Here is a 26,747-nt window from a genome sequence, read left to right on the forward strand (position 1 = left end):
TGATGAGAAGTGGGGCCTCAGTGGCCGGGGATCACAAGCGGGACGGAAGGAAGTCGGGATGCGCAGAATCGCCGGAGGGAGCCGGTGGCCGAGGCCGCTCTTTGGGGGCTCCGAGTGGCAGGGTGAAGCTGAAGAGGCATCCGGCAATCACCGACTGATTGTAATAATTCTCGGCCCAGAGACGGCCCTGGTGATACTCGATGATCGAGCGGCAGATGTTCAGGCCGATGCCCAGGCCTTCGGCCTTGGTGGTGTAGAAGGCTTCGAACAGTCGCTCCATCACGGCTTCATCGATGCCGGTGCCGTGATCTTTGACGGTGAAAGTCACCCGCTCGGCATCCGACATGATCTTGAGCTCGATGCTGCGCAGATTGCCTTGCCGCCCGGCCTTGTCCACCGATTCGGCCGCATTGCGCAGCAGGTTGAGCAGCACCTGCTCGATCAGAATCGGATCGGCGTACAGCGTGGGAATGCCGGGAGCGACGAAGTTGAGCAGCCGCACATTGCGCCGGGTGAGCTCGATATCGGCCAGTTCCAGGGTGTTGCGCACGATGTCCTGCACGCGGCACGACACCCGCGCGGGCTCGCTCTTTTTCACAAAGTCGCGCACCCGTTTGATGACCCCGGCGGCCCGCTGCGCCTGCCGTCCGGTTTTTTCCAGCGCATCGATCAATTCCTGCTGGGTCATGCCGTGCGTCTTGACGCGGGCGATCATCCCCGAGGAATAGTTGCTGATGGCGGTGAGCGGCTGGTTGAGCTCGTGCGCCAGCGACGAGGCCATCTCGCCCATGGTGATCAGTCGGCTGGTGATCTGGGCCTTTTCCTCCTGCTTGCGTGCGGTCTCTTCGGCGCGCTTGCGGGGGGTGATGTCGGTGGCGATCAGCAGTTGCGCCACCCGGCCGTCCACCCATTGCATATAGCGCTGGCGCACGTCGAACCAGCGGTCGAGCGCTTCGACGTGGGTTTCATGCGCGTTGGAATGGCCGTCGAGGATTTCGTCGGCGGGCAGGCCGGCAAACGAGTCGACGGTGTCGACATGATCGTCGTCGGCCACCGAGGTCATCTGCCCGCCATTGAGCATGAGGTGGCCATGCACCGACGCGCCGAACCACTGGCGGTAGAGCTTGTTGGCGAACAGCGGCTCTTCGGTGCCCAGCGAGATCACCGACACCGCGGCGTCCAGCCCTTCGAGCACGGCGACGAAACGCTCGTGCGAGGCGGCGAGTTCCTGGCGGATGCGGGTGGGCTCGGTGATGTCGGTGACCGACATGATCCAGCCCGTCTGCTTCTCGCGCACGTCGATCAGCGGCGAGACATAGACCCGCGCGTCGAACTCGCTGCCGTTCTTGCGGCGGATTTTGAGCGCGAATCCCGAGGGCGGCGCCAGACCGTCGAGGCTTTGCTGAATGGCCAGGGCCATTTCAGCGCCTTGTTGCGCGGGCCAGTAAGGGTAGGGCGGCTGGCTGCCTATCAGGTCGCTGTCTTCAAAGCCGGTCATGCGGCAGAACGACAGGTTGACATATTGAATGCGGCCCTGCATGTCCACCGCCTGCATGCCGGTAGAGAGCGAGTTTTCGATGGCGCGGCGAAAGGCGGTTTCGCGGGTGAGCGCCTCCTGCGCGCTCAGGCGTTGGCGCAGCTGGTTCCAGCTCGTCAATAGCGTCCACAGGGTGAGCGCCGACAGCAGGAACACGCTCCAGTACAGGCCCTTGGTCGTCCAGCTCGGGCTGCTGCGATAGCTGCTGACCTGCAGCACCAGCCCGGGCTCGAACGGGGGCAGGGGCGCGCGGTACTGCAGCGCCTTGTCGCGTATGGGCTGGCTTGAAGCGCTGTCGAGTAGCTGGTTGTCGGGGCCGAGCAGCGAAACGGCATAGCTGGCATTGAGGTCTTCCGGCACCGAGTTGCGCAAGATGCCATCGACGGAGTACACCACGCCCACCACGCCGGCGAGCTGGTCGTTGCGCACCACCGGCGTGGCGGTTTCGAGCAGCCAGCCGTTGTCGGCGCCTTTGAAGGGTGTTGAGTACGCGGTGCGCTGGCTGACCAGCGCCTGCTGCATGAGTTGCAGGCTGTTGGCGCGCTTGAGGGTCTTGCCTACCAAGGTGGCGATCTGCTCGGTGGCGAGGTTGGGGTTGCCTTTTTTGAACACCACGGCGCCATCGGGATGTGCGTAGTACACCAAAAGCAACTGCGGATAGCGTCGCAGCAAGCGCAGCGCCTGCACGTCGAACGGCCCGGGTCGGTCTTCATGCAGAGAGAGATTGTTGGCGATGGCCTGCACTTGGTCCTGGGCGAGGGTGAGGTCGAGGCTGATGCGTTGCTGCGCCCATTCGCTATCGCGCTGCAAATTGTCTTTGTCGCGTTGCAGGTCGGCCTGCTGCGAATAGCTCACCAGCGCGGCCATGGCCGCCAGAAACAGAATGAAGACGACAAGAGGCAGCACCAGCAGCACACGGTCGGACTGCATGCGTCGCAGCAGCGCGCGCGCGCGCAACAGCCCGAAGCGCTGCGGCCAACTGCGACGGCGGAAAGTGGGAACGTGCTTTGAAGGATTCACAGGAGCAGTCTAGAGTGTCTGGAACACAGAGCCCTCAAATGTCGGCCCTGCGTTTTGTCGAGAACCGCCCGGTAGTTGAGTTGACCAGCAGATTTTGCGTTGACGCAGTTCGATCTTCAAACGAGGCAAATGGGTGAAAGAAATCGGGCAAAACTGCGCCTTTAATTTCACGATGCGAAATCAAATCTTGTGATTTGAAAAATTGTTTGCGATACTGCGCCACAAATTCATGAGGAGAACATGATGGCCGCCTTACCCGAGATGCAACCCAGCTCACTTTCCGCCGCCGCGGGAGATGCCGATCCCCAGGAAACCCGAGAGTGGCTGGATGCGCTGGACGCGCTGATCGCCGCCGAAGGCCCGCAGCGGGCGCATTTCGTCCTCGAATCGCTGATCGCCGAAGCGCGGCAGAACGGCGTGGACGTGCCCTTCTCGGCCAACACCGCCTACGTCAACACCATTGCCACCGACGACGAGGTGCGCAGCCCGGGCAATGTTGAGATCGAGGAGCGGCTGCGCGCCTACATGCGCTGGAACGCCATGGCGATGGTGGTTCATGCCAACCGTCTGCATCCGGCCGATGGAGGCGATCTGGGCGGGCATATGGCCTCGTTCGCATCGCTGGCCACCATGTATGGCACCGGCTTCAACCATTTCTGGCACGCGCCCACGGCCGAGCACGGCGGTGATCTGATTTACTTTCAAGGCCATAGCGCGCCGGGCATCTACGCCCGCGCCTATATGGAAGGGCGGTTGACGGAAGAGCAGCTCCTGCATTTCCGCCAGGAAGTCGGCGGCAAAGGGCTGTCGAGCTACCCCCACCCCAAGTTGATGCCGAACTTCTGGCAATTCTCAACAGTGAGCATGGGGCTGGGGCCGATCATGGCGATCTACCAGGCGCGCTATCTCAAGTATTTGCACGCCCGCGGCATTGCCGATACCTCCAAGCGCAAGGTCTGGGCTTTCTGCGGCGACGGTGAAATGGACGAGCCCGAGGCGCTCGGCGCCGTGGGGCTGGCGGCGCGCGAAAAGCTCGACAACCTGGTGTTCGTCATCAACTGCAATCTGCAGCGCCTCGACGGCCCGGTGCGCGGCAACGGCAAGATCATCCAGGAGCTCGAGGCCGAGTTCCGCGGCTCGGGCTGGAATGTCATCAAACTCATCTGGGGCTCTTACTGGGACCCGCTGCTGGCGCGCGACAAAGACGGCATCCTGCGTCAGGTGATGATGGATGTGCTCGACGGCGACTATCAGGCGATGAAGGCCAATGACGGCGCCTTCGTGCGCAAGCATTTTTTCGGCCGCGACCCGCGCCTGCTCAAGATGGTCGAGCACATGAGCGACGAAGACATCTGGCGTCTGAACCGCGGCGGCCACGATCCGCAAAAGGTCTATGCCGCCTTCCACGCTGCGGCCAACCATCAGGGCGGCCCCACGGTGCTGCTGGTCAAGACCATCAAGGGCTATGGCATGGGCCGCGCGGCCGAGGCGCGCAATGTGGCGCACCAGGTCAAAAAGCTCACCGATGAAGACATTCGTGAATTCCGCGACCGCTTCAACATCCCGGTGCCCGATAGCGAACTGCCCAAGCTGCCGTTCTTCAAGCCGGCCGACGACACGCCGGAAATGAAGTACCTGATGGAGCGTCGCAAGGCCCTGGGCGGCCCGCTGCCGCAGCGCCGCGAAAAGGCCGACGAACATCTGCCCGTGCCCGATCTGAAAGAGATTTTCCAGCCCATGCTCGAAGCCACGGCCGAGGGCCGCGAAATCTCCACCACCCAGGCTTATGTGCGCTGCCTCAACCAGTTGCTGCGCGACAAGACGCTGGGCCCGCGCGTCGTACCCATTCTGGTGGACGAAACCCGTACCTTCGGCATGGAAGGGCTGTACCGGCAGATTGGCATTTACGCGCCGGAAGGACAGAAATACACCCCGGTCGATCGTGGCGAGGTGATGTATTACCGCGAAGACAAACAGGGCCAGATCCTGCAGGAAGGCATCAACGAAGCGGGCGGCATGTGCTCGTGGATCGCCTCGGCCACCAGCTACTCGCACAGCAACCGCATCACCATTCCGTTCTACATCTTCTATTCGATGTTCGGCTTCCAGCGCATCGGCGACCTGATCTGGGCCGCGGGCGACATGCTGGCGCGCGGCTTTCTGCTGGGCGGCACCTCCGGGCGCACCACCCTCAACGGCGAGGGCCTGCAGCACGAAGACGGCCACAGCCAGGTCATGGCGGCCAATGTGCCCAACTGCATCAGCTACGACCCGACCTTCGCCCACGAAGTGGCCGTCATCCTGCATGCGGGTCTCAAGCGCATGGTCGAGAATCAGGAAGACGTGTTCTATTACCTGACCCTGCTCAACGAAAACTACGCCCAACCCGGGCTGCAGCCGGGCACCGAAGAGCAGATTCTCAAGGGCATGTATCTGTGCAAGCCGGGCAAGGCCGAGGTCAAGCAGCGCGTGCAGTTGCTCGGCTCCGGTTCCATCCTGCGCGAAAGTCTGGCGGCGCAGGAACTGCTGGAAAGCGACTGGGGCGCCGCCGCCGACGTGTGGAGCTGCCCGAGCTTCAACGAACTGGCGCGTGATGGCAAGGCTGCCGAGCGCTGGAACCTGCTGCACCCGACCGACAAGCCGCGCGTGCCCTTCGTCACCCAGCAGCTCGACAAGCACGCAGGCCCGGTGGTGGCCAGCACCGACTATGTGCGCCTGTTCGCCGAACAAATCCGTCCCTTCCTGCCCAAGGGACGCAACTACCGGGTGCTGGGCACCGACGGCTTCGGCCGCTCGGATACCCGCACCGAGCTGCGCCGCCACTTCGAGGTCGATCGCCACTACATCGTGCTGGCTGCGCTGCGCGGTCTGGTCGATGAGGGTGCGCTGCCGGCGGCCAAGCTCACCGAGGCCATTGCCAAGTACGGCATCGACACGGAGAAGGTGTTCTCGCTCTACGCCTGAACGACCGCCGAACGCACACACAATAGGAGACACCCAACATGGCCGTCGTCGAGGTCAAGGTTCCCGATATCGGGGACTTCAAGGATGTGGAAGTGATCGAGGTTCTGGTGAAGGCCGGAGACCAGATCGCGGTCGATCAATCGCTGGTCACGGTGGAGAGTGACAAGGCCAGCATGGAGATCCCCAGCAGCGCCGCCGGCGTGGTGAAGGCGCTGCGGGTGAAGCTGGGCGACAAGGTGAGCGAAGGCTCGGTCTTGCTCGAACTCGACGCCGCAGGCGCCGCCGACGCACTGCCCGCCGCAGAAGCTCCGTCCGCTCCTGTCGTTCCAGCAGCAGCCGAGCCTGCGCAGCCCGAGGCATTGCCGCCGGTCGCGCTGCCTCCTGCGGCGGTTGGCGTGGGTTTCGCCTCCGAGCCGCGTCACCACACCCCGCCTACCGCCGCGTTGCCGGTGCACGAGCCTGTGGCATCCGCTGCGCTGCTGCCGCACGCTTCGCCGAGTGTGCGCAAGCTGGCGCGTGAACTCGGCGTGCCGCTGGCGGAAGTCAAGGGCAGCGGCAGCAAGGGCCGCATCACCGCGGAGGATGTGCAAGCCTTCGTCAAGGCGGTGATGTCAGGCCAGACCGTGACTCAGGCAGCGGCTGTGGCGGGAGTCAGCGCGGGCAAGGGCGCGGCCAGCCTGGGCGGGCTCGCGCTCCTGCCTTGGCCCAAGGTGGACTTTGCCAAGTTCGGCCCGGTCAGCAGCCAGCCGCTGTCGCGCATCAAAAAACTCTCGGGCCCCAATCTGGCGCGCAACTGGGCGATGATTCCGCATGTCACCCAGTTCGACGAGGCCGACATCACCGAGCTGGAGGAATTCCGCAAGAGCAGCAACGAACGCATGGCCAAGCAAGGCGTGAAGCTCACCCTGCTCGCCTTTGTGATGAAAGCCTGCGTGACGGTGCTCAAGCAAATGCCCGCATTCAACAGTTCGCTCGATGAAAGCGGCGAGAACCTCATTCTGAAGGACTACATCCACCTGGGTTTCGCGGCCGATACGCCGCAAGGCCTGGTCGTGCCGGTGCTCAAGGACGTGGACAAGAAGGGCCTGGCGCAAATCGCCAAGGAAATGGGCGAACTGGCCGCGACGGCGCGCGAAGGCAAGCTCAAGCCTTCAGACATGCAGGGCGCGACCTTCACCATTTCCAGCCTGGGCGGTGTGGGCGGAACGGCCTTCACGCCCATCATCAATGCGCCGGAAGTGGCCATATTGGGGCTGTCCAAATCGCAGATCAAACCGGTCTGGGACGGCGCCGCATTCCAGCCACGGCTGATGTTGCCGCTGTCGCTGTCGTACGACCATCGCGTCATCGACGGGGCGATGGCCGCACGCTTCACCACCGTGCTCGGCGAGTTGCTCGCCGACCTGCGGCGTGTGCTGATCTGACCGGGAGCGCGATATGGCCATCATCGAAGTCAAGGTTCCCGATATCGGGGACTTCAAGGATGTGGAAGTGATCGAGGTTCTGGTGAAGGCCGGAGACCAGATCGCGGTCGATCAATCGCTGGTCACGGTGGAGAGTGACAAGGCCAGCATGGAGATCCCCAGCAGCGCCGCCGGCGTGGTGAAGGCGCTGCGGGTGAAACTGGGCGACAAGGTGAGCGAAGGCACGGTTTTGCTGGAGCTGGACGCTGCGGGTGCGCAGGCAAGCGCCGAGACTACGCCCGCGCCGCCCGCGCCTGCCGCCGCGCCGACAAACACAGCACCACAAACCTCACCCGCGCCGCAGGCTGCCGCCGCGTTCTCTGGCAAGGTCGATGTGGAGTGCGACGTGCTGGTGCTCGGCGCTGGCCCCGGGGGATATTCCGCCGCATTTCGCGCCGCCGACCTGGGCCTGAAGGTGGTGCTGGTCGAGCGTTACGCCGCTTTGGGGGGCGTGTGCCTCAACGTCGGCTGCATACCCAGCAAGGCGCTGCTACACGTGGCCGCGGTCATGGACGAAGCGGCGCATTTCGCCGACCTCGGGGTGGAATTCGGCGCGCCCAAGGTCGATCGCGCCAAGCTGGCGGCGCACAAGGCCAAGGTGGTGGGCAAGCTCACCGGCGGTCTGGCGGCCATGGCGAAAATGCGCAAGGTCACCGTCGTGCGCGGCTATGGGGCGTTCATCGATGCGCACCATGTGCAGGTCGAACTCACCGAGGGCGAGGGTCAAAACAAGACCGGCGCCACGCAGACGGTGGGCTTTCAGCGCGCCATCATCGCGGCCGGAAGTCAGGCGGTGCGACTACCCTTCTTGCCCGATGACCCGCGCATCGTCGATTCCACCGGTGCGCTCACTCTGGAGCAGGCGCCGAAGAAGATGCTCATCGTCGGCGGCGGCATCATCGGGCTGGAGATGGGCACGGTGTATTCCACGTTGGGCGCGCGCTTGGATGTGGTGGAAATGCTCGACGGCCTCATGCCCGGCGCCGACCGCGATCTGGTGAAGGTCTGGCAGAAGCTCAACGCCAAGCGCTTCGACCGCATGATGCTCAAGACCAAGACGGTGGCCGCCGAAGCCAAGCCCGACGGCATCTGGGTGACGTTTGAGGGCGAAGGCGCTCCTACCGAGCCGCAGCGCTACGACCTGGTGCTGCAAGCCGTGGGCCGCGCGCCCAATGGCCGCAAAATAGCGGCCGACAAGGCAGGTGTAGCGGTGAACGAGCGCGGATTCATTCCGGTGGATGCGCAGTTGCGCACCAACGTGCCGCATATCCATGCCATTGGTGACATCGTCGGCCAGCCCATGCTGGCGCACAAGGCGGTGCACGAGGGCCATGTCGCCGCCGAGGTGTGCGCGGGTGAACTCAAAGGCGACGACGCGCTGGCGAAGTCGGCCTTCGACGCGCGGGTGATTCCCAGCGTGGCCTATACCGATCCGGAGATCGCTTGGGTCGGCCTGACCGAAGACGCAGCCAAAGCGCAAGGCATCGCCGTAACCAAGGGGCTGTTTCCGTGGACGGCATCGGGTCGGGCCATCGCCAACGGGCGTGACGAGGGTTTCACCAAGCTGTTGTTCGATAAGGCGACGCACCGCATCGTCGGCGGCGGTATTGTCGGCACGCACGCGGGCGACCTTATCAGCGAAATCGCTCTGGCGATCGAGATGGGGGCGGACGCGGTGGACATCGGCCGCACCATCCATCCGCATCCCACGCTGGGCGAATCCGTGGGTCTGGCGGCTGAGGCGGCAGAGGGCAGCTGTACCGATCTGCCGCCGCCACGGCGATAGAAAAACGGGCCTCGGCCCGTTTTTCTAAGCTGCCCGGAAGTGAGTGCCGAGCTCTCTTATTGCCCCGCCTGTGCCGCCGCATCGCTCGGGCTGCTGCCTGGGTCGTCTTGCGCGACTTCGGTCTGCGGGCTCGTCATGATGCGGCGCGCGCCGTCGAAGCGTTTGGCCCAGTAAGGCGAATCGAGATTTTCGACGCGCACAGTCTGGCCTGGTCGGGGAGAGTGGATGAACTGACCATCGCCGATGTAAATACCCACATGCGAGAAGGCTCGGCGCAGCGTGTTGAAAAACACCAGATCGCCCGGTTTGAGCTGGCTTTCCGGAATCTTTTCGCCTTCGTGCGCCTGCTCCGCGGCGTTGTGCGGCAGTACCGTGCCCAGCGTTTCCTGATAGACGTAGCGCACAAAACCCGAGCAATCGAAGCCGCTGCGAGCAGAGTCGCCGCCGTAGCGATATTTCACGCCCAGAAAGCTCAGCGCATTGACCACCAGGTCGGAAGCCCGGGTGGAGACCTGATGCACAAAGCCGTTTTGCGTCAGCCACTGGCGCAGTGAGGCGTCGTCGCGCTGGGCGTTTTGCACGTCTTGCACCGCCTTTTCAGAGGGCTGGGCCGGGTCGATCTGGGGCAGCACACGCGGGCCGGCCCAGACTGAGGTGATGCCGCATGGTCCTAACAGGCAACAGGCCAAGGCAATCTGGGCGAACAAGGGGTTGACACGCATAATCGCGTGAATTTAGATAGAACGCTTGAATGTGTCAATCATTGTGCAGTGCAAGAAGCATTGCCGCCTCAACGGGAAAACACGATGTTCACTGCCTGGAAACTCAATCAGACCGATCAAGGCTTCAGTGCCACCCTGGCGGCATGGCCAGACGAAGAACTCCCTGCGGGAGACGTGACCGTCGCGGTGGAATATTCCACCCTGAACTACAAAGACGCGCTGGCGCTGACCAACCGCGGCCCGGTCGTGCGGCGCTGGCCCATGGTGCCGGGCATCGACGGCGCAGGCGCGGTGCTCGAAAGCACGCATGCCGACTGGCAGCCTGGCGACCGCTGGGTGCTCAACGGCTGGGGCGTGGGCGAAACGCATTGGGGCTGCCTGAGCCAGCGAGCGCGGCTCAATGGAGACTGGTTGATCCGGCTGCCCAAGGCCTTCACCGCGCGACAGGCCATGGCGCTGGGTACGGCCGGTTATACCGCGGCGCTGTGCGTGCTGGCGATCGAGCGGCATGGCGCCGTGCCCGCGCAGGGCAGCGTGCTGGTGACGGGGGCAAGCGGTGGTGTGGGCAGCGTGGCCGTGGCACTGCTGGCCAAAATGGGCTGGACGGTCGTGGCGTCAACTGGCAAGTTGCAGGAGCAAGCCTATTTGCGCGCGCTCGGGGCCGCTGAAGTGATCGACCGCAACACGCTTTCGTCGCCCGGCAAACCGTTGCAAAAAGAGCGCTGGGCGGCGGTGGTAGATACGGTGGGTAGCCACACCCTGGCCAACGCCTGCGCGCAAACCCGCTGGGGCGGCGTGGTGGCCGCGTGCGGTCTGGCGGGAGGCATGGATTTCCCAACCACGGTGGCGCCCTTCATTCTGCGGGGCGTGACACTGGCGGGAATCGACAGCGTGATGCAGCCCCAGTCGGCTCGGTGCAAAGCCTGGCAGAAGCTGGCCGATCTGATCGATGCGCCGATGCTCGATCAGATCGCTCACGACATCCCGCTCGATCAGGCTCAAGCGGCCGCGCAAGAATTGCTCGACGGCAAAGTGCGGGGTCGGCTTGTGGTGAAGATTTGATCGCGGTTTCCCTCAGCTCATCGATGAGTCAGTTCGGCGTCAGCGCCCATTCCTAGGCTGGACCGCATTCATACAAAACAGGAGACAGTGCGATGATCGATGCGTCTTACGCCGATTTTTACCGCCGCAGCGTCGATTCACCCGAAGCTTTCTGGGCCGAGCAGGCGCAGGCCATCGATTGGAAAAAGCCGTGGAACAGTGTGCTCGACCGCAGCAAACCGCCATTCTCCGCCTGGTTTTCGGGGGGCTTGACCAACCTCTGTCACAACGCGGTCGACCGTCATCTGCCGGAGCGCGCCGGGCAAGCCGCGCTGGTGTATGTGTCCACCGAAACGGGGCAGGAGGTCAGTTACAGCTACGCCGAGCTGCACCGCGAAGTGCAGATCATGGCGGCCAGTCTGCAGAGTCTGGGCGTCACCCAGGGCGACCGGGTGCTGATCTATATGCCGATGATTCCCGAGGCGGTGTTCGCCATGCTGGCCTGCGTGCGTCTGGGTGCGGTGCATTCGGTGGTGTTCGGCGGGTTCGCGTCGGTGAGCCTTGCGGCGCGTATCGATGACGCGCAACCCAAAGTCATCGTCAGCGCCGACGCTGGATCGCGAGCGGGCAAGGTCGTGCCGTACAAACCCTTGCTCGACGAAGCGCTACGTCTGTCGCAGCATCCGCCGGAGCAGGTCATCGTGGTCGATCGCGGGCTGGCGGATTGGGCCCGGCAGCAGCCGCGCGATGTTTCCTACGCCGATTTGCGTACCCGGCATGCCCGGGCGGAAGTGCCCTGCGTCTGGGTCGATTCCACCCATCCGAGCTACATCCTCTATACCTCGGGCACGACGGGCAAACCCAAGGGCGTGCAGCGCGATACCGGGGGCTATGCCGTGGCGCTGCAACTGTCCATGCGTGTGATTTTCGGCGGCCAGCCCGGGGAGACGTTTTTCTGTACGAGCGACATCGGCTGGGTCGTGGGGCATAGCTACATCGTGTATGCGCCTTTGCTCTCCGGCATGACCACCATTCTGTACGAGGGCACCCCCATCCGCCCGGATGCCGCTGTGTTCTGGCGCATCGTCGAGCAGTATCGTGTCAATCAGATGTTCTCCGCCCCAACCGCCATGCGCGTGCTCAAGCGCCATGACCCCGCGCTGTTGCAGCGGCACGACCTGTCGAGTCTGCGTGCCATTTTTCTCGCGGGCGAGCCGCTGGACGAACCCACCGGCCGCTGGGCGGCCGAATCGCTGAACAAGCCGGTGATCGACAACTATTGGCAAACCGAAACTGGCTGGCCCATTCTGGCAACTCCGCTGGGATTTCCCGACGTGGCTTCTCGCATGGGCTCCCCCGGTGTTTCCATGCCGGGTTACAAAGTCTGCCTGCGTAACGAAACAGACGGCGAGCCGGTCGCTCCCGGCGAAAAAGGCGTGGTGGCGATCGACTGGCCGCTGCCGCCCGGTTGCCTGCAAACCATCTGGGGCGACGACACCCGTTTTGTGGATACCTACTGGAGTACATACCCGAACAGGCAGGTGTATTCCACCTTCGACTGGGGCCGTCAGGACGCCGACGGCTATCTCTACATCCTCGGCCGCACCGACGATGTCATCAATGTGGCCGGACACCGGCTCGGCACGCGCGAAATCGAAGAGAGCATCAGCGCGCATCCCGCAGTGGCCGAGGTGGCCGTCGTGGGCGTGCTGGATGCGCTCAAAGGACAGGCCGCCTGGGCCTTCGTGGTGCTGCGTCCGGGGCAGGATAATGTGACTGCGCAGGCCAGTCAGGCCTCCATCGCCGCCCACGTCGACGCCCAACTCGGCGCCGTCGCTCGACCCCAGCGCATCTGCCTGGTGACGGCACTGCCCAAGACCCGCTCAGGAAAAATGTTGCGTCGCGCGATCCAGGCGATTTGCGAAGGCCGTGACCCCGGCGATCTCACTACACTGGAAGATCCGCTTGCCCTTCAGCAAATTCCTGATGCAATTGCGCGTCCCTGACTAGGGAAACTCCTAGCCGCCAAGGGTGGACAAGCCCCGTCAGGGTTTGAAAAATATCAGTGCTTGCTTATAAGCAAATTCATATGCCACAAACTGACACGCTCCCGGAACTGGTGACGTCGCCCGCAGACGATCTCTCGGTCGACGCGGATCGGGTGTTCGATTCCGCCGCCGAGCTCTTCGGCGTCCTCGCCACCCCCCTGCGCTTGCGCATCCTCAATTCCATCTGTACAGGCGAAAAAAGCGTGACAGAAATCATGGACTCGGTCGATTCGACCCAGCCCAATGTGTCCCAGCATCTCAAGGTGTTGTATCAAGCCGGTGTGGTCGCCAAGCGCCGCGTCGGTAATCTGGTTTATTACCGTGTGCAGAGCGAGAAGGCAGTGCAGTTGTGCCGGACCGTGTGTACTCAAATTGCCATCGAGCTCGACGATCCTGAATCGGTTTCGCAGACGGATCGCCTGGCCCGACGTGCCTACTAAGCGAGAAAGAGGATGAGTGACTACACAAAAAAGCTAGGCCGGCTGCGTAAAGCGCCGGAAAACTTCCTGAGCGCTGAGCAGATCGCCCAGGTTCAGGGAGGTCGCCGCGACTTTTTGCGTAAAGCGTTTCTGACGGCCAGCGCCACCATGGCCGCTGGCGGTGCAGCGAACGTCTACGCAGCCGATCGCAAAGACTGGGAGGGTGACAAGGGCAGCAAGTTCATCCTGAAAGAGCAGGAGTGGCGCACCACTCTGGGCGCTCCGGTGAACGAGCCGCCTTACGGCATGCCGTCCAAGTACGAAAAGGACTTGGTGCGCCGCATCAGTCCGGGTCTGGCTGCGGTGAATCAGGCCAACGTGGCCTTTGCGCCGCTGCAAGGCATGTTCGGTATCGTCACGCCGGCCGGTTTGCACTTCAACCGCTCGCACCAGGGCTGGTACGACATCAACCCGGAAGACTTCCGCTTCATGGTGATGGGTGAGAAGAATCTCATCAAGAAGCCCAAGGTCTATACCGTGGGCGACATCATGCGCATGCAGCCGGTGTCGCGCTTCCACTTCATCGAATGCGGCGCCAACTCCGCGATGGAATGGGGCAACGTGGCGCTGCCGACCGTGCAATATACGCACGGCATGGTGTCCTGCTCCGAGTTCACCGGTGTGCCGCTCATCGACATTCTCGAAGACTGCGGCGCCGACCTCAAGGGCGTTCGCTTCATCATGGCGGAAGGCGCTGACGGCTCGACCGAAAACCGCACCATCCCGATGTCGCTCGTGCTGTCGGGTGAGGTGCTGGTGGCCTACGGCCAGAACGGTGAAATGCTCCGCCCGGAAAACGGCTACCCGCTGCGTTTGGTGGTGCCGGGGGTCGAAGGCGTTTCCAACATCAAGTACCTGCGCCGCATCAAGCTCGGTACCCAGCCTTTCGCCACCAAGGACGAAACCGTGGGCTACGTCGATCTGATGCCCGATGGCCGTCTGCGTCAATACACCTCGGTCATGGAAGTCAAGTCGGTGATCACCTCGCCGTCCGGTGGTCAGGTGTTGTTGGACAAAGGGCTTTACAACGTCTCGGGTCTGGCTTGGTCGGGCCGTGGCAAAATCAAGCGTGTCGATGTCTCGTTCGACGGCGGCGTGAACTGGCAGCCCGCGCGTCTTGAAGGGCCGATCCAGAGCAAGGCATTCACTCGGTTCAATGTGCCTTGGGTTTGGAAGGGGCAGGTCGCCTTCCTGCAAAGTCGCGCGATTGACGAAACCGGCATGGTGCAGCCCATCTATGAAGAACTGCGCAAAGTGCGCGGTACTCGTTCCGTCTATCACAACAACGCAATCCAAACTTGGCAAGTTGAAGAAAATGGAGATGTTCGCAATGTCCAACTCGCGAATTCGTAAAGCCGCGCTGGCGGTCATTCTGGGGGGAATGTTTGTCGGCGGCGCCACGGTGGCCTCGGCGGCGGGCATGCCCGTCCATCCCCAAGTCCCCGCAAAGGACCTGAAGCTCGATGCCACCCTGGGTCGTACGGCAACGCCCGATGAAATCAAGGCCTGGAACATCGACGTTCGCCCTGATTTCGCCGGCCTGCCGGTCGGTCAAGGCAGCGTGGCAACCGGCACCAAGCTGTGGGAGGCTAAGTGCGCCTCATGCCATGGTGACTTTGCCGATTCCAACGCGGTGTTCCCGCCTCTGGTCGGTGCCTACCAGGCCACCAAGCAGGACATCAAGACGGGTCGTGTCGCCAAGTTGGCGAACACCAATGATGGCGCAACCACCATTGAAAAGCTGTCCACGGTGTCCACGCTGTTCGACTACATCCATCGCGCCATGCCTTGGAACGAGCCGGGCTCGCTGACCTGGGACGATACTTATGCGCTGGTGGCCTACCTGTTGAACCTCGCCAACGTGGTGCCCGGCAACTTCGTGCTGACCCGTGACAACGTACAACAAGTTCAGGACATGCTGCCTAACCGCAATGGCATGATCTGGAACCACGGCATGTGGCCCGGCAAAGAGATCGGGAATGGGGGTATCCCGGATACCCACAACACGGATTGCATGAAAAACTGCGCACCAGCTCCCAAAATCACCAGCTTCATTCCTGAGTTTGCGCTGAACAATAACGGCAACCTCGCAGATCAGTACCGCACCTGGGGTCCGATCCGCGGCATGATGACCGAATCAGCGGCAGAGCAGGAAAAGAAAGCCAAGGAAAAAGCCGCGGCGGACAGCAATCCGGACGCCAAGGTGGTTGCTCTTTTGAAAGACAAGTCCTGCCTGGCCTGCCATAGCTTGGGTGACAACAAGCTGGTCGGCCCAGGTTACAAGGAAGTCGCTGGCAAGTATGGCGGCAAAAAAGATATGGTCGCCGAGTTGACCACACGCATCATCAAGGGCGGTTCAGGTGTGTGGGGCTCCATCCCCATGCCGCCGCAAACCATCAGCGAAGGCGATGCCAAGATGATTGCGCAGTGGATTGTCGACGGCGCGAAGCAGTAATACGTTATCAAGATACAGGTACTGTCCTGTTCACTTTAAGGAGAAGACTGATGAATCAAACTCGTCGCCAGGTCATGCAGATTGGTGCAGGCGCAGCCGCCCTGGGCGTTGCTGCAACCGCTGGTCTCATGCCCAATATTGCCCTGGCTGCTGACGCTCCGGGTTGGAATGCGCCCCTGTTCGAAGCCAAGTCGTTTGCCGACGCGGCCAAGATCTGGGGTGGAACGCCCACCGAAAGCACCGATGTCAGCATCATCGGTCCGGACATCGCCGAAAACGGCGCTGTGGTGCCCGTGGGTGTGAAAAGCAATGCAGCCGGTACCACCGCGTTGGGTATTGTGATCGAAAAGAACCCGACGGTCCTTGCCGGCATGTTCAACATGACCGACGCTTCGGTGCCCAACGTGGCCACCCGCGTCAAAATGGCGCAGACCTCCAACGTCTATGCCGTGGCCAAGGTTGGCGACAAGCTGCTGTTCAGCAAAAAAGAGATCAAGGTCACGCTGGGTGGTTGCGGCGGCTGATTAGCCTGCGGCAACCCGATCCCACGCGATCCAGCAACCCGATCTACTGATACTGTTTTGAATTTTGCTGATTCCAGCAACACACCTATTTAAGGAGTAACACGATGGCTTTTCCGATGCGTATGCGGGCGAACGTCGAAGGCGACGCTGTGGTCGTTCGCGTTCTGATGACCCACCCCGAAGAGACCGGCCTGCTGAAAGACAAAGCTGGTCAAATCATTCCCGCCCACTTCATTCAGTCCGTCACCTGCAAAAATGGGGACAAGACCGTGATGACCTGCGACTGGGGCACGGCCATCTCCAAAAATCCGTTCCTGGAGTTCCGTTTCAAAGGCGGTAAAGCCGGTGACAAAGTGACTGTGTCCTGGATTGATAACAAGGGCGATACGTCCACTGCAGACACCACGGTGTCTTGATGCATCTCATGCGCGAAGCCGAACGGCTTCGCGCATTCTGGTTTATTCACCGCTGCGAGGAGACTATGAGAAACCGTACAAAAAAGACGGCCATCTTGGCCGGGGTTGCGCTACCCGCCATGCTGTGGGTCGGAGGATTTGCCGCACAGGCAAATGCGGCTTCACTGACCAATGAGGGCAATCAATATCTAGCCCTAATGAACGAAATGGGTGGTAACCCCGCTGATTTCAATATCGATGACGGCAAAAAACTTTGGACTGAAAAACGCGGCCCGAAAAATGCCTCGATGGAACAATGCAATCTGGGTCTTGGTCCCGGGGTGCTGAAGGGTGCGTATGCCCAGCTTCCGCGTTACTTTGCTGACACCGGCAAGGTGCAAGATCTGGAGTCCCGCCTGATTACCTGCATGGAAACCCTGCAAGGCTTTACTGAGCAGCAAGCTGAACATGATGCTTTCGCCAAAGAAAGCGGCAATGCGACACCGCTGGTCAACATGGCGATGTATGTTGCCCATGAATCTGACAATATGAAAATCGCCATTCCGCAAAACACGCCGGAAGAAAAATTGGCGTATGAGAATGGTAAAAAGCTGTTCTTCTATCGTGGCGGGCCCTTCAGTTTTTCTTGCGCCACCTGTCACTCCGAGAAGGATAAGCGGATCAAAATCTCCGCATTGCCTGATCTCGTTGACACTGGGCCCAAGGGCGCTGCAGTGTCTTACGCGACATGGCCAGCTTACCCCAACTCGCAAGGTGTAGCTCGTACGCTTGAATGGCGCATGCTGGCTTGCTTCCGTCAACAACGCTTCCCCATGCCCAAGATGACTTCGAATGCGGTCATCGACCTGATTACCTACATGGGTGTGAATTCGAATGGCGCTACCCTGCACACGCCTTCGTTCAAGCGCTGAGACCTGAGGAGACAACATGAAAAGAACCACTTTGTTCGTACTCATGACGGCAGCGGCCGGAGTTCTTGGCGGCTGCGCAGGCATGAATCAATCCGCCTCTGAGGGGGGCAACCCGTTTGCGACAGCCTCCTTTCAGAGCATTCTGAAAAATGACTTTGCCCCGAAGGGACAAGCTAAACTAGACCGCCTGGTTCAGTCCAAGCAGCAGTATGAGTGCTCTAAATATGAGTATCTCGGAAAACCCATGCCTGCCGAAATGAGCAAAAAACTCGAATCTGAGGCTATGGCGGGTATCGTCTATCCCAAGGATGGTAAATTCCTGGGAGACTGGAAGGCGGGCCTGAAGATTGCACAGGACGGCAAGGGCAAGCAATGGAGTGACAATCCTGACAAGCCTAGCGGCGGAAATTGTCTGGCCTGCCATGAAATGGTCAAGAATGATCCTTCGCAAGGCAATATCGGCCCATCACTGGTGGACTACGGGAAACTTCGCGGCAATAGCGAGGCCATCCTGAAATACACCTGGGGTCGGATTTATGATTCTTCAGCTTACAACGCATGCAGCTGGATGCCTTCATTTGGTGCGCACCACATTCTGACCGAGCAGCAGATGAAGGACGTGATGGCGCTTCTGATGGATCCGAAGTCTCCCGTTAACGCCAACTAATAATAAGAAACTTAATTTGAGTGGCGCCCGCCTGATCGCTATTGATTTGGCGGGCTTTTTATTTTTTTGATGAGGATATTTGAATGAGCCTGACCCGTCGTGAATTTATGGGTGTATTGGCAGCTGCTGCGGCCACCGGTTTTCCCATGACCCGCGAGGCAACCGCCGCGGAAGTCAAAAGCCTGTACAACCCGCCCAAGAGTGGCAATGTGCATTTTCTGCACATGACGGATAGTCACGCGCATTTGCGTCCCGTGTATTTCCGTGAGCCGAATGTGAATATCGGTATTGCCGGAATGGAAGGGCACCTGCCCCACTTGGTGGGCACGAATTATTTGAAGCGAGTCGGCTTCAAGCCGAATACCCGTGAGTCTTATGGTTTCACCTATCTCGATTTCGTGCGCGCGGCCAAGCAGTACGGCAAGATGGGTGGTTATGCCCATATCGCGACCCTGGTCAAGCAATTGAAGGCTTCGCGGCCGGGCGCCTTGTTGCTCGACGGCGGCGATACCTGGCAAGGCACAGCCCTGTCGCTTTGGACCAAGGGACAGGACATGGTCGACGCTCAGTTGAAACTGGGTGTGGACGTGATGACGGCGCACTGGGAATTCACCTACGGCCAAGACCGCGTGAAAGAGATCGTCGATAAGGATTTCAAGGGCAAGATCGATTTTGTCGCGCAGAACGTGAAAACGGCGGACTTCGGCGACCCGGTTTTCCCGAACTATGTGATGAAGCAGATGAATGGCGTACAGGTCGCCATCATCGGGCAGGCTTTCCCCTACACGCCAATCGCCAATCCGGGTTATCTGATCCCCGACTGGACTTTCGGCATTGATACCGACCACATGCAAAAGGTGGTTAAGGAAGTGAAGCAGAAGGGCGCCCAGCTGGTTGTAGTGATCTCTCACAACGGTATGGACGTCGACCGCAAGATGGCCAGTCTGGTGGAGGGCATCGACTGCATTTTCGGTGGACACACCCATGATGGCGAAGCCGTCGCGGTGGAAATCCGCCGTCCTTCTGGCGGTATGACCCTGGTGACCAACGCCGGCTCTCACGGCAAGTTCATGGGCGTCATGGACTTCGATGTTCGCGGTGGCAAGATGGTGGGCTACAAGTACAAGCTCCTGCCGGTGTTCTCCGAGCTGTTGCCGGCCGACCCTGAAATGGAGGCTTTGATCACCAAGGTACGCGCGCCGTACGAAAGCAAACTGACCGAAGTGCTGGCGCACACCGAAGGTTTGCTGTATCGCCGTGGCAATTTCAACGGTACGTGGGACCAACTGGTGGTCGATGCGATGCTGGCCGTTCGTGGCGGCGATCTCGCGTTCTCGCCGGGTTTCCGCTGGGGCGGCAGCCTGCTGCCAGGTGCGCCCATCACCCGCGAAGACATGATGACGCAGTTGGCCATCACCTACCCGTACTGCACCCTGTCCGAGATGACGGGCGAGACGGTCAAGAACGTGATGGAAGACGTCTGCGACAACCTGTTCAATCCGGATCCTTACTACCAGCAGGGCGGTGACATGGTGCGGCTGGGTGCGCTGGAGTACAGCTGTGCCCCGAAAGAAAAAATGGGCAATCGCATCCAGGACATGCGTCTTGGCGGCAAGCCGCTCGATCCCAAGAAGACCTATAAGGTCGCGGGATGGGCGCCGGTTCAGCAGGCCAGCGCAACACCCGACAACCCGCCGATCTGGGATATTGTCGAGGAGTATCTCAAGCACCAGAAGGTCATCAAGCCCTTGAAGGTGAATGAGCCCAAGCTCATCGGCGTGAAGGGCAATCCGGGCCTGGCGAACTACAACAAGATGTTCTGAACTCGCTGATTGCAGCGCATATAAACGGCCCGCTCAACGCAGCGGGCCGTTTGCTTTGGCTGCGAACGTGCTGCGTTTAGCCGCCACTTGAGAAACACAAGCCAAGTTTTTGATCTTGCTTGTTATTGCAGCCTTTGATAGGCTGGTCACATTATTTTCATCTTGCCTTGCGGTCATCATGCAGTCTTCCTTTTTTCACTCTCCTGAGAAACACGATGGGCCTTCCCAAGGGTTTCTCACCTTCTTGGGAAGATGGACGCCGAAGGGGAGACTCGGTGGCGCTCTGTTGTACTGGCCGGGCGTACTGGTGGCGGCGTTGTTCGCCCTGACCTTGATCGCGCCGCCCGCTTTCGCGGCGATCAGCAAAGAAACGACCGAACGGCCGACTGCTCAGAAGCAGGTCGCCAAGAAACCAGCGACACGATCAACTCATCAAGTGCGATCAGCTGGTCTTTCAAAGAAACGCGGCAAAGCCGAGGCGAAGACTGAGCCGGTCAGGAAAGTCACAGCGAAAGAGCGAGAGGCTCGGCGGGTTGCGGTGGATAAGCGCGCGCATCCCAGTGCCCGACCGATCGTGACCAAGATGCGTCAGGGCGCGGCTTCCAGGCGTATCGCCGTGACTGTGCGCAAAAAGGAGGCGAGCACAGGTCAATTGCCAGCCACGCGGATTGCCGTTGAGAAACGCCGTCCGGATCCGCTCGTTCTGAAAGCAGCCCTGATGACCGGGGCGGCCTCATCCGTGGTGCGCGCGACGGATGAATTGCAGATCTCGCCGAGGTCCACGGCAGCGAACGATGACCCGCTGAGTTTGCGTTCGGGTTCCGCTTTGGTCGTTGACGAGGGAACGGATCGCGTTCTTTTGAGCAAGAACGCCGATACTGCGCGCCCGATTGCCTCACTCACCAAGTTGATGACTGCCGCGGTGATTCTCGATGCGCATCAGCCGATGGATCAGGTTATCGAAATCACCGATGCCGATATCGACACCCTGAAGTGGAGCTCTTCGCGCCTGCGCCCGGGCACGAAACTCACGCGGGAAGAACTGCTCAAGCTGGCCCTGATGTCCTCTGAAAACAGGGCGGCGCATGCTTTGGCTCGCAACTATCCCGGGGGCTTGGCGGCCTTCATACCTGCGATGAATGCCAAGGCACGCTCTTTGGGCATGAATACCACGCGTTACGTGGAGCCGACCGGCCTGTCGCCGCAGAACGAATCGACCGCACATGATCTCGCGCTGCTGGTCAAGGCGGCGTATCACTATCCCCTGATCCGCGAGTTTTCCACCCATCCCGAGAGCGAGGTGGAGGTCGGCCCGCGCACACTGCAATTCCGAAATACCGATCATTTGGTGTTTAACCGCGGGTGGGACATCCTGTTGCAGAAAACCGGCTACATCAACGAAGCGGGGCATTGCCTGGTGCTGCAGACCAAGTTTGAAGGGCGCCGAGTGATTGTGGTGCTGCTCGATGCGTGGGGCAAGTATTCGCATTTTGGCGATGCCCAGCGCATCCGTACTTGGCTGGAAGCCAAGGGCTTCGACGCCCTGCATGATCCGGTAGCCCGTACAGGGGCGTTGCCTGCCCGAGGGCCGGAAAACGCCGCGGCCTTAGTGCGGACCGCCTTTGTGGAAAAGCCGTCATCCGCCGATCTTGGCGAGTGAGTTCAACACCGCGCGTTTTGGGGCGCGGTCACCGAATCAGCGCCGCGCGCCTTTGTAGCCGAGCGCGGCCGAAATGCGCTGCGCCGTCAGCTGCACCTTTTCCAGCCAGTCTTCCATCAACCGGTCAGCCGGCGCAGAGAGCGACAGACCGGCCACCAGAGCGCCGCTGTCGTCGTAAATGCCGGCCGCCATGCAGCGCACTCCGAGTTCGAGTTCTTCGTTGTCACGCGCAAAACCATCATGGCGCACTTTGCTCAATTCGCGCTCCAGCAATTGGGGGTTGGTGATGCTGTTGCGCGTCTGCCCGGCCAAGCCGGTACGCAGGGTGTAGGCCTTGACGCGGGCCACCTCGTCGGCTGCCAGAAAGAGTTTGCCGACCGAGGTCAGATGCAGGGGCGCCCGCCCACCCACGGATCGAATGACCTGCATGCCGGAATGTTCACTGTAGGTGCGTTCGATATAGACGATTTCGTCGCCTTGCCGCACGCTCAGATTGACCGGTTGATGGGTCAGTCGGTGAAGTTCGCGCATGGGGCCGAGCGCGGCGTCGCGCACGCTCAGGCGCGCCTTGACCAGATTGCCATATTCGAGCAACCGCATGCCCAGGCGGTAGGTGCCGGCTTCAACTCGCTCGACCATGTGGCCAACGACCAGATCGTTGAGGATGCGGTGAGCCGTGGATGGGTGCAGGCCGGTTGCGGCGCCGATGTCTTTGAGTTGCATCGGATCGGGGTTTTGCGCCAGAACGTCCAGCAGCGCAAAGACTCGCCCGAGCACCTGGATGGTGGGTTCGGCGGGTGCTGCGAGCGGTTCGGATTTGCGGGAAACAGAAGAATGCTGCATCGCAAAAATTTTATATGCTGGAACAGTCTTTTGTATATCGGAAAAACGCGAGGCCTTGCAGTTCGTTTCGAAGTTCAGCCAGCGCGACTCGTCAGCCAGTCACAAGTCAGCCGACTGATAATGCGGGAATGAAAAAACGCGTAGGTCTCTTCATTACCTGTCTGTCCGATGTCATGCGGCCGAGCATTCCGATGGCGGCCGTCGAGTTGCTGGAATCGGCGCATTTCGAGGTGCATGTGCCCATGGCGCAGACCTGTTGCGGGCAGCCCGCCTACAACTCGGGCGACCACCGCACGACTCTAGCTCTGGCGGAAAAGTTTCTCGACGAATTCGAGTCGTTCGACTATGTGGTCGCCCCGTCCGGCTCCTGCATGGGCACGATCAAGACGCACTATCCGGATGTGCTCAAAGACCAGCCGGATTTGCTGCGTCGTTTCGCCGCCATACAGCCGCGTCTGTTTGAACTCACCGACTTTCTGGTGCGTGTGGCCCTTCTGACCGAGGTGCCCGGCGCGTTCGAGGGGGAGGTGACGTATCACGATTCCTGCTCGGGTTTGCGCGAATTGGGCATCAAGCAACAGCCCCGCCAACTGCTGTCGCTCGTGCCCGGACTCAGTCTGTGCGAAATGGAGCAATGCGAGCAGTGCTGCGGCTTTGGGGGTACCTTCGCGGTGAAGTACGGCAATATTTCCGCCGCCATTGCCGATGACAAGTGCGCCAATATTCAGGCGACCAAGGCGCGTGCCGTGGTGCTGGGCGATCTGGGCTGCATGATGCAAATCGAAGGGCGGCTGCGGCGGCAGGGAGACAACACAACTCAGGTGCTTCATATCGCTGAAGTGCTGAGTGGAAAGCGCTGATCATGGAATCACAGACTCTGCATTTCAAGGCGCGCGTCGGCCAGAAGCTGGCTGATCAGCGTTTGCAGCAAAACCTCAAGAAACTCTCGACCAAGTTTGTGACCGGCCGGGCAGCGGCCATCGCCGCGCTGGACGGGTTCGAGCAGATTCGCGATGCGGCGGTGAATCGTCGCAACGTGGCGCTGAACACACTCGATGTCTGGCTGGAGCGATTCGAAGCCGAAGCGCAGCGCCGCGGCACCACGGTTCTCTGGGCGCAAACCCCGCAGGAAGCCGCCGATCTGGTGGTGCAGATCGCCCGAAAGCACGATTGCAAGCAGGCCATCAAGTCGAAGTCGATGGTGTCGGAGGAGATGGGCTTGAACGCGGCGCTGGAAGCCGCAGCCGTGCAGGTGACGGAGACCGATCTGGGCGAGTACATCCTGCAGATCAACGGCAACGAGCCCCCTTCGCACATCATTGCGCCCGTGGTGCACAAGGACAAAGAGGAGATCGCCGATCTGTTCGCGCGCACGCACCACACGCCGCGCAAGACCGACATCCCCGAGATGACCCGCGAGGCCCGCGAGGTGCTACGGGCGAAGTTTCTGTCGGCCGATATGGGCATTACCGGGGGCAATTTCGTGGTGGCCGAAACCGGCTCCGTCGCCCTGGTCACCAATGAGGGCAACGAGGGCATGTGCACCATCCTGCCGCGGGTGCATGTCGCGGTGACCGGGGTGGAGAAGGTGCTGCCCACGCTCGAAGACCTGGCGGCGGTGATGCGCCTGCTGCCCCGTTCGGCGACGGGGCAGCCCATCAGCAACTACTTCTCCGTGCTCACCGGCCCGAAGCGCGAGGGCGACCGCGACGGCCCGGAGCATATGTATGTGGTGCTGCTCGATGGTGGACGCACCAGTCTGGTGGGCGGTGCGTTTGCCGAGATGTTGCGCTGCATACGCTGCGGCGCCTGTATGAACCATTGCCCCGTCTATCAGAAAATCGGCGGGCACGCCTACGGCTGGGTGTATCCGGGGCCGATGGGGTCGGTGCTGACGCCGAGTTATCAGGGGCTTGAAAGCACGCAGGATTTGCCGCAGGCCGCAACGCTATGCGGGCAATGTGAGGTCGTATGCCCGATGAAAATCCCGCTGCCCGATCTGCTGCGCAAAATGCGCGAACAGCAATTCGAGCGCGAAATGCGGCCGGGCATGGAGCGCTGGGCCTTGAGGCTGTGGAGCTATGTCGCGCGGCATCCCTGGCTGTATCGGCCGGGGGCGCGGCTGGCGTCGAGGGTCTTGCGGCTGATGGGGGGCGAGCGCAGGCGGGTGCAAAACCTGCCAGGCGCCTCGGGGTGGACGGCCTATCGTGATTTGCCCGTGCCGTCGCAGGCAACCTTCAAACAGCAGTTCGCACAGCGCGCCAAGGGCAAGGCAGCAGGGTGACCGCGGAGGTCAAACGCTTGCGGACAGCGGGTTGAACCAGCCGCCGTCGCGGTAGATTTCAAACGGCGTGAAATTGGATTTGTAGGCCATCTTGCGGCTGTGCGCGATCCAGTAGCCCAGATACACATGCGGCAACTGCATGGAGCGCGCCTGCTCGATCTGCCAGAGGATGTTGTAGGTACCATAGCTGGTGCCGACGTCCGCCGTTTCAAAGAAGGTGTACACCGCTGAAAGGCCGTCGGACAGCACGTCGACCACTGAGACCATCTTGAGGGCGCCAAGCTCTGCGCCAGCCTGCGCGGGGGCTCGAAACTCGACCAGCCGGGTGTTCACCCGGCTTTGCAGCAGAAATTGGGCGTACTGGTCGATGCTGTCGTGATCCATGCCGCCGCCGGTGTGGCGCGCGGCCTGATAGCGCAGATAAAGCTGATAGTGCTCGGGGATGAAGCCGAGCTTGAGCACGCGCACTGAGAGATCGCCATGTCGCTTCCAGGCTCTTTGCTGCGTGCGGTTGGGCGAAAACTGCGCCGCCAGCACGCGGATGGGCAGGCAGGCCTGGCAGTCTTCGCACTGCGGGCGGTAGGTGAACAGACCGCTGCGACGAAAGCCGGCGCGCACCAGATCGGAGTACACATCGGCATTGATCAGATGGCTGGGCGTGGCCACCTGCGAGCGCGCCATGCGGCCCGGCAAGTAACTGCACGGGTAACTTGCCGTGGCGTAGAACTGCAGGGTCGTGAGTGGAAGTTCTTTGGGATGGGTCACAGCCAGCGCGCGCAGTCGGTGAGAAAGGTTGAATCATCATACTGCCAGCCCGGAACGGCCGATTGCCTTGTGGCTTGCGCCACATGGTGCAAAAACGCATCGCGCGCGATCGGCGCAGCGCCCATCTGCGCCAGATAGTCGGTCTGCTGCTGGCAATCGATCAGGTCGATGCGCTGGCGCAGGCAAAACCCACACAGCGCCATCAGCAAGGTTTTCGAGCCATCGCTCACCTCGGTGAACATGGATTCGCCGTAGAACATGCGGCCGATGCACACGCCGTACAGACCGGCGCGTAGCGCATCGCCCTCCCACAGCTCGAAACTGTGGGCCAGGCCGCGTGCGTGCAGGGTGGTGTAGGCCTGAAGCATGTCGGAGGTGATCCAGGTGCCGGTGTCGGCGCGCTGCGCGCCGCACTGCTGCATCACGCGGGGGAAGGCGGTGTCGATCCGAAGATGCCAATCGGCGCTGCGACCGAACCGACGTGCCGATTTTTTCAGCGAGCGCGTCACATGCAACTGCTCGGGCCGCAGCACCATGCGCGGATCGGTGCTCCACCACAGCAGCGGCTCGCCCGGGCTGAACCAGGGGAAAATACCGTGCCGGTAGGCCCGCTCCAGGGTGTCGGCATCGAGTTGCCCGCCCACGGCAAGCAGGCCGGGGAACGGCGACAATGCGGGGAGCGCCTGCGATGCGGGCGGAAAGTCATCGCCCGGTTCAAGCCGGGGGATTTGCCAGTTCATGGCCTGATTTTTCTGGAGTGATCCATCATGCCAATTTACCAATTCGCCAGCTGGCGCCCCGAGATCGCCGCCGATGCCTATGTGGCGCCAGGCGCGCAGGTCATGGGCAAAGTGCGGCTGCTGCCGCGTTCGAGCGTGTGGTTTTCTGCCGTGCTGCGCGGTGACAACGAACTCATCGAGATCGGAGAGGAATCGAATGTGCAGGATGGTTCGGTGCTCCACACCGACCCCGGCTATCCGCTCACGGTAGGGCCGCGCGTCACCATCGGCCATCAGGCCATGCTGCATGGCTGCACCATCGGCGAGGGCAGCCTGATCGGCATTGGCGCGGTGGTCTTGAATGGCGCGCAGATTGGCCGCAATTGCCTGGTGGGTGCCGGCGCCTTGGTCACCGAGGGAAAAGTGTTTCCCGATGGGGTGCTGATTTTGGGTGCGCCCGCACGCGTGGCGCGCGAACTCACGCCCGAGGCCATTGCCGCGCTGAAAGGCAGTGCCGAACACTACGTCGAGCGCGCCCAGCGCTTTGCCCAAGAACTTCAACTGATGCATTCTCAAGGAAACGCCGGGCCGCCCCAAGTTTCCTTGACCCCCGCGGGGGG

Annotated in this window: 22 protein-coding genes and 1 pseudogene; 17 read left to right on the top strand and 6 right to left on the bottom strand. The window is 61.4% G+C overall.

The features are described from left to right. Positions 1-31: 31 nt before the first annotated feature. Entirely contained in the window at positions 32-2,557 is a 2,526-nt protein-coding gene (locus tag B3H47_RS07905) for a PAS domain-containing sensor histidine kinase (protein WP_286986656.1), read from the bottom strand. Positions 2,558-2,800: 243 nt separating this feature from the next. Between B3H47_RS07905 and aceE the strand changes: the two genes are divergently transcribed. Genes aceE through lpdA form a run of 3 tightly spaced genes read left to right on the top strand, consistent with a single transcriptional unit; the run spans position 2,801 to position 8,770 of the window. Then, entirely contained in the window at positions 2,801-5,521 is a 2,721-nt protein-coding gene (aceE, locus tag B3H47_RS07910) for a pyruvate dehydrogenase (acetyl-transferring), homodimeric type (protein WP_286986657.1), read from the top strand. Between the two features lie 38 nt (positions 5,522-5,559). Next, entirely contained in the window at positions 5,560-6,945 is a 1,386-nt protein-coding gene (gene aceF / locus B3H47_RS07915; protein ID WP_286986658.1) for a dihydrolipoyllysine-residue acetyltransferase, read from the top strand. 13 nt (positions 6,946-6,958) lie between these two features. Then, positions 6,959-8,770 (top strand): dihydrolipoyl dehydrogenase, encoded by a 1,812-nt coding sequence (gene lpdA, locus B3H47_RS07920; protein ID WP_286986659.1) that lies wholly within the window; start codon positions 6,959-6,961, stop codon positions 8,768-8,770. Between the two features lie 56 nt (positions 8,771-8,826). Here lpdA and B3H47_RS07925 read toward each other — a convergent pair whose 3' ends face one another. Beyond that, positions 8,827-9,492 (bottom strand): C40 family peptidase, encoded by a 666-nt coding sequence (locus B3H47_RS07925; RefSeq protein WP_013123841.1) that lies wholly within the window; start codon positions 9,490-9,492, stop codon positions 8,827-8,829. Positions 9,493-9,576: 84 nt separating this feature from the next. Here B3H47_RS07925 and B3H47_RS07930 point away from each other — a divergent pair, with 84 nt between their 5' ends. The 10 genes from B3H47_RS07930 to soxB all read left to right on the top strand — a co-directional run bounded on the left by B3H47_RS07930 (position 9,577) and on the right by soxB (position 19,856). Next, complete coding sequence (locus B3H47_RS07930) at positions 9,577-10,554, top strand: MDR family oxidoreductase (protein WP_286986660.1); 978 nt, start codon at positions 9,577-9,579, stop codon at positions 10,552-10,554. Positions 10,555-10,646: 92 nt separating this feature from the next. Further along, positions 10,647-12,539 (top strand): propionate--CoA ligase, encoded by a 1,893-nt coding sequence (locus tag B3H47_RS07935; protein ID WP_286986661.1) that lies wholly within the window; start codon positions 10,647-10,649, stop codon positions 12,537-12,539. Between the two features lie 83 nt (positions 12,540-12,622). Further along, on the top strand, positions 12,623-13,021 hold the full coding sequence (locus B3H47_RS07940; RefSeq protein WP_013106575.1) for an ArsR/SmtB family transcription factor: 399 nt from the start codon (positions 12,623-12,625) through the stop codon (positions 13,019-13,021). A 12-nt stretch (positions 13,022-13,033) separates the two neighbouring features. Further along, positions 13,034-14,413 (top strand): sulfite dehydrogenase, encoded by a 1,380-nt coding sequence (gene soxC, locus B3H47_RS07945; RefSeq protein ID WP_286986662.1) that lies wholly within the window; start codon positions 13,034-13,036, stop codon positions 14,411-14,413. After that, complete coding sequence (locus tag B3H47_RS07950; RefSeq protein WP_156054672.1) at positions 14,391-15,515, top strand: c-type cytochrome; 1,125 nt, start codon at positions 14,391-14,393, stop codon at positions 15,513-15,515. Before soxC ends, B3H47_RS07950 begins: the two co-directional genes overlap by 23 nt. 50 nt (positions 15,516-15,565) lie before the next feature. Further along, complete coding sequence (gene soxY, locus B3H47_RS07955; protein WP_013124560.1) at positions 15,566-16,039, top strand: thiosulfate oxidation carrier protein SoxY; 474 nt, start codon at positions 15,566-15,568, stop codon at positions 16,037-16,039. A gap of 104 nt (positions 16,040-16,143) precedes the next feature. After that, a complete protein-coding gene (soxZ, locus tag B3H47_RS07960; protein WP_013106571.1) occupies positions 16,144-16,455 on the top strand; it encodes a thiosulfate oxidation carrier complex protein SoxZ in 312 nt (103 codons plus the stop codon). 8 nt (positions 16,456-16,463) lie between these two features. Next, positions 16,464-17,366 (top strand): sulfur oxidation c-type cytochrome SoxA, encoded by a 903-nt coding sequence (gene soxA, locus B3H47_RS07965; protein ID WP_286986664.1) that lies wholly within the window; start codon positions 16,464-16,466, stop codon positions 17,364-17,366. A 16-nt stretch (positions 17,367-17,382) separates the two neighbouring features. After that, positions 17,383-18,033 (top strand): sulfur oxidation c-type cytochrome SoxX, encoded by a 651-nt coding sequence (gene soxX, locus B3H47_RS07970; protein WP_286986665.1) that lies wholly within the window; start codon positions 17,383-17,385, stop codon positions 18,031-18,033. Positions 18,034-18,116: 83 nt separating this feature from the next. Further along, the gene (gene soxB / locus B3H47_RS07975; protein ID WP_013123833.1) at positions 18,117-19,856 is read left to right on the top strand and encodes a thiosulfohydrolase SoxB; all 1,740 of its coding nucleotides are present in this window, start codon (positions 18,117-18,119) and stop codon (positions 19,854-19,856) included. 33 nt (positions 19,857-19,889) lie between these two features. Here soxB and B3H47_RS07980 read toward each other — a convergent pair whose 3' ends face one another. Further along, positions 19,890-20,036 (bottom strand): hypothetical protein, encoded by a 147-nt coding sequence (locus tag B3H47_RS07980; protein ID WP_286728817.1) that lies wholly within the window; start codon positions 20,034-20,036, stop codon positions 19,890-19,892. Here B3H47_RS07980 and pbpG point away from each other — a divergent pair. Then, positions 20,035-21,516 carry a D-alanyl-D-alanine endopeptidase gene (pbpG, locus tag B3H47_RS07985; RefSeq protein ID WP_286986666.1) on the top strand — a complete coding sequence of 494 codons (1,482 nt, stop codon included), beginning with the start codon at positions 20,035-20,037 and terminating at the stop codon, positions 21,514-21,516. The genes B3H47_RS07980 and pbpG overlap by 2 nt on opposite strands. A 36-nt stretch (positions 21,517-21,552) precedes the next feature. Here pbpG and B3H47_RS07990 read toward each other — a convergent pair whose 3' ends face one another. After that, entirely contained in the window at positions 21,553-22,359 is an 807-nt protein-coding gene (locus tag B3H47_RS07990; protein WP_013106566.1) for an IclR family transcriptional regulator, read from the bottom strand. 128 nt (positions 22,360-22,487) lie between these two features. Between B3H47_RS07990 and B3H47_RS07995 the strand changes: the two genes are divergently transcribed. Both B3H47_RS07995 and B3H47_RS08000 read left to right on the top strand, forming a co-directional pair. Next, positions 22,488-23,219 (top strand): (Fe-S)-binding protein, encoded by a 732-nt coding sequence (locus B3H47_RS07995; RefSeq protein WP_286986667.1) that lies wholly within the window; start codon positions 22,488-22,490, stop codon positions 23,217-23,219. A 2-nt stretch (positions 23,220-23,221) separates the two neighbouring features. Continuing rightward, positions 23,222-24,643 (top strand): LutB/LldF family L-lactate oxidation iron-sulfur protein, encoded by a 1,422-nt coding sequence (locus B3H47_RS08000; RefSeq protein ID WP_286986668.1) that lies wholly within the window; start codon positions 23,222-23,224, stop codon positions 24,641-24,643. Between the two features lie 9 nt (positions 24,644-24,652). On the opposite strand, the gene B3H47_RS08005 is transcribed toward B3H47_RS08000, so the two are convergent. Beyond that, complete coding sequence (locus B3H47_RS08005; RefSeq protein WP_286986669.1) at positions 24,653-25,408, bottom strand: arginyltransferase; 756 nt, start codon at positions 25,406-25,408, stop codon at positions 24,653-24,655. After that, complete coding sequence (gene aat / locus B3H47_RS08010; protein WP_286986670.1) at positions 25,405-26,148, bottom strand: leucyl/phenylalanyl-tRNA--protein transferase; 744 nt, start codon at positions 26,146-26,148, stop codon at positions 25,405-25,407. Before aat ends, B3H47_RS08005 begins: the two co-directional genes overlap by 4 nt. Before the next feature lie 27 nt (positions 26,149-26,175). On the opposite strand from aat, the pseudogene B3H47_RS08015 reads away from it, so the two are divergent. Beyond that, a pseudogene (locus tag B3H47_RS08015) lies at positions 26,176-26,688 on the top strand (gamma carbonic anhydrase family protein); the annotation flags it as partial. Positions 26,689-26,747: the final 59 nt, after the last annotated feature.

Origin of the sequence: Thiomonas sp. UBA7699, assembly GCF_002482605.1 — a bacterium.
In the GTDB taxonomy this organism is placed as follows: Bacteria; Pseudomonadota; Gammaproteobacteria; order Burkholderiales; family Burkholderiaceae_C; genus Thiomonas; species Thiomonas arsenitoxydans.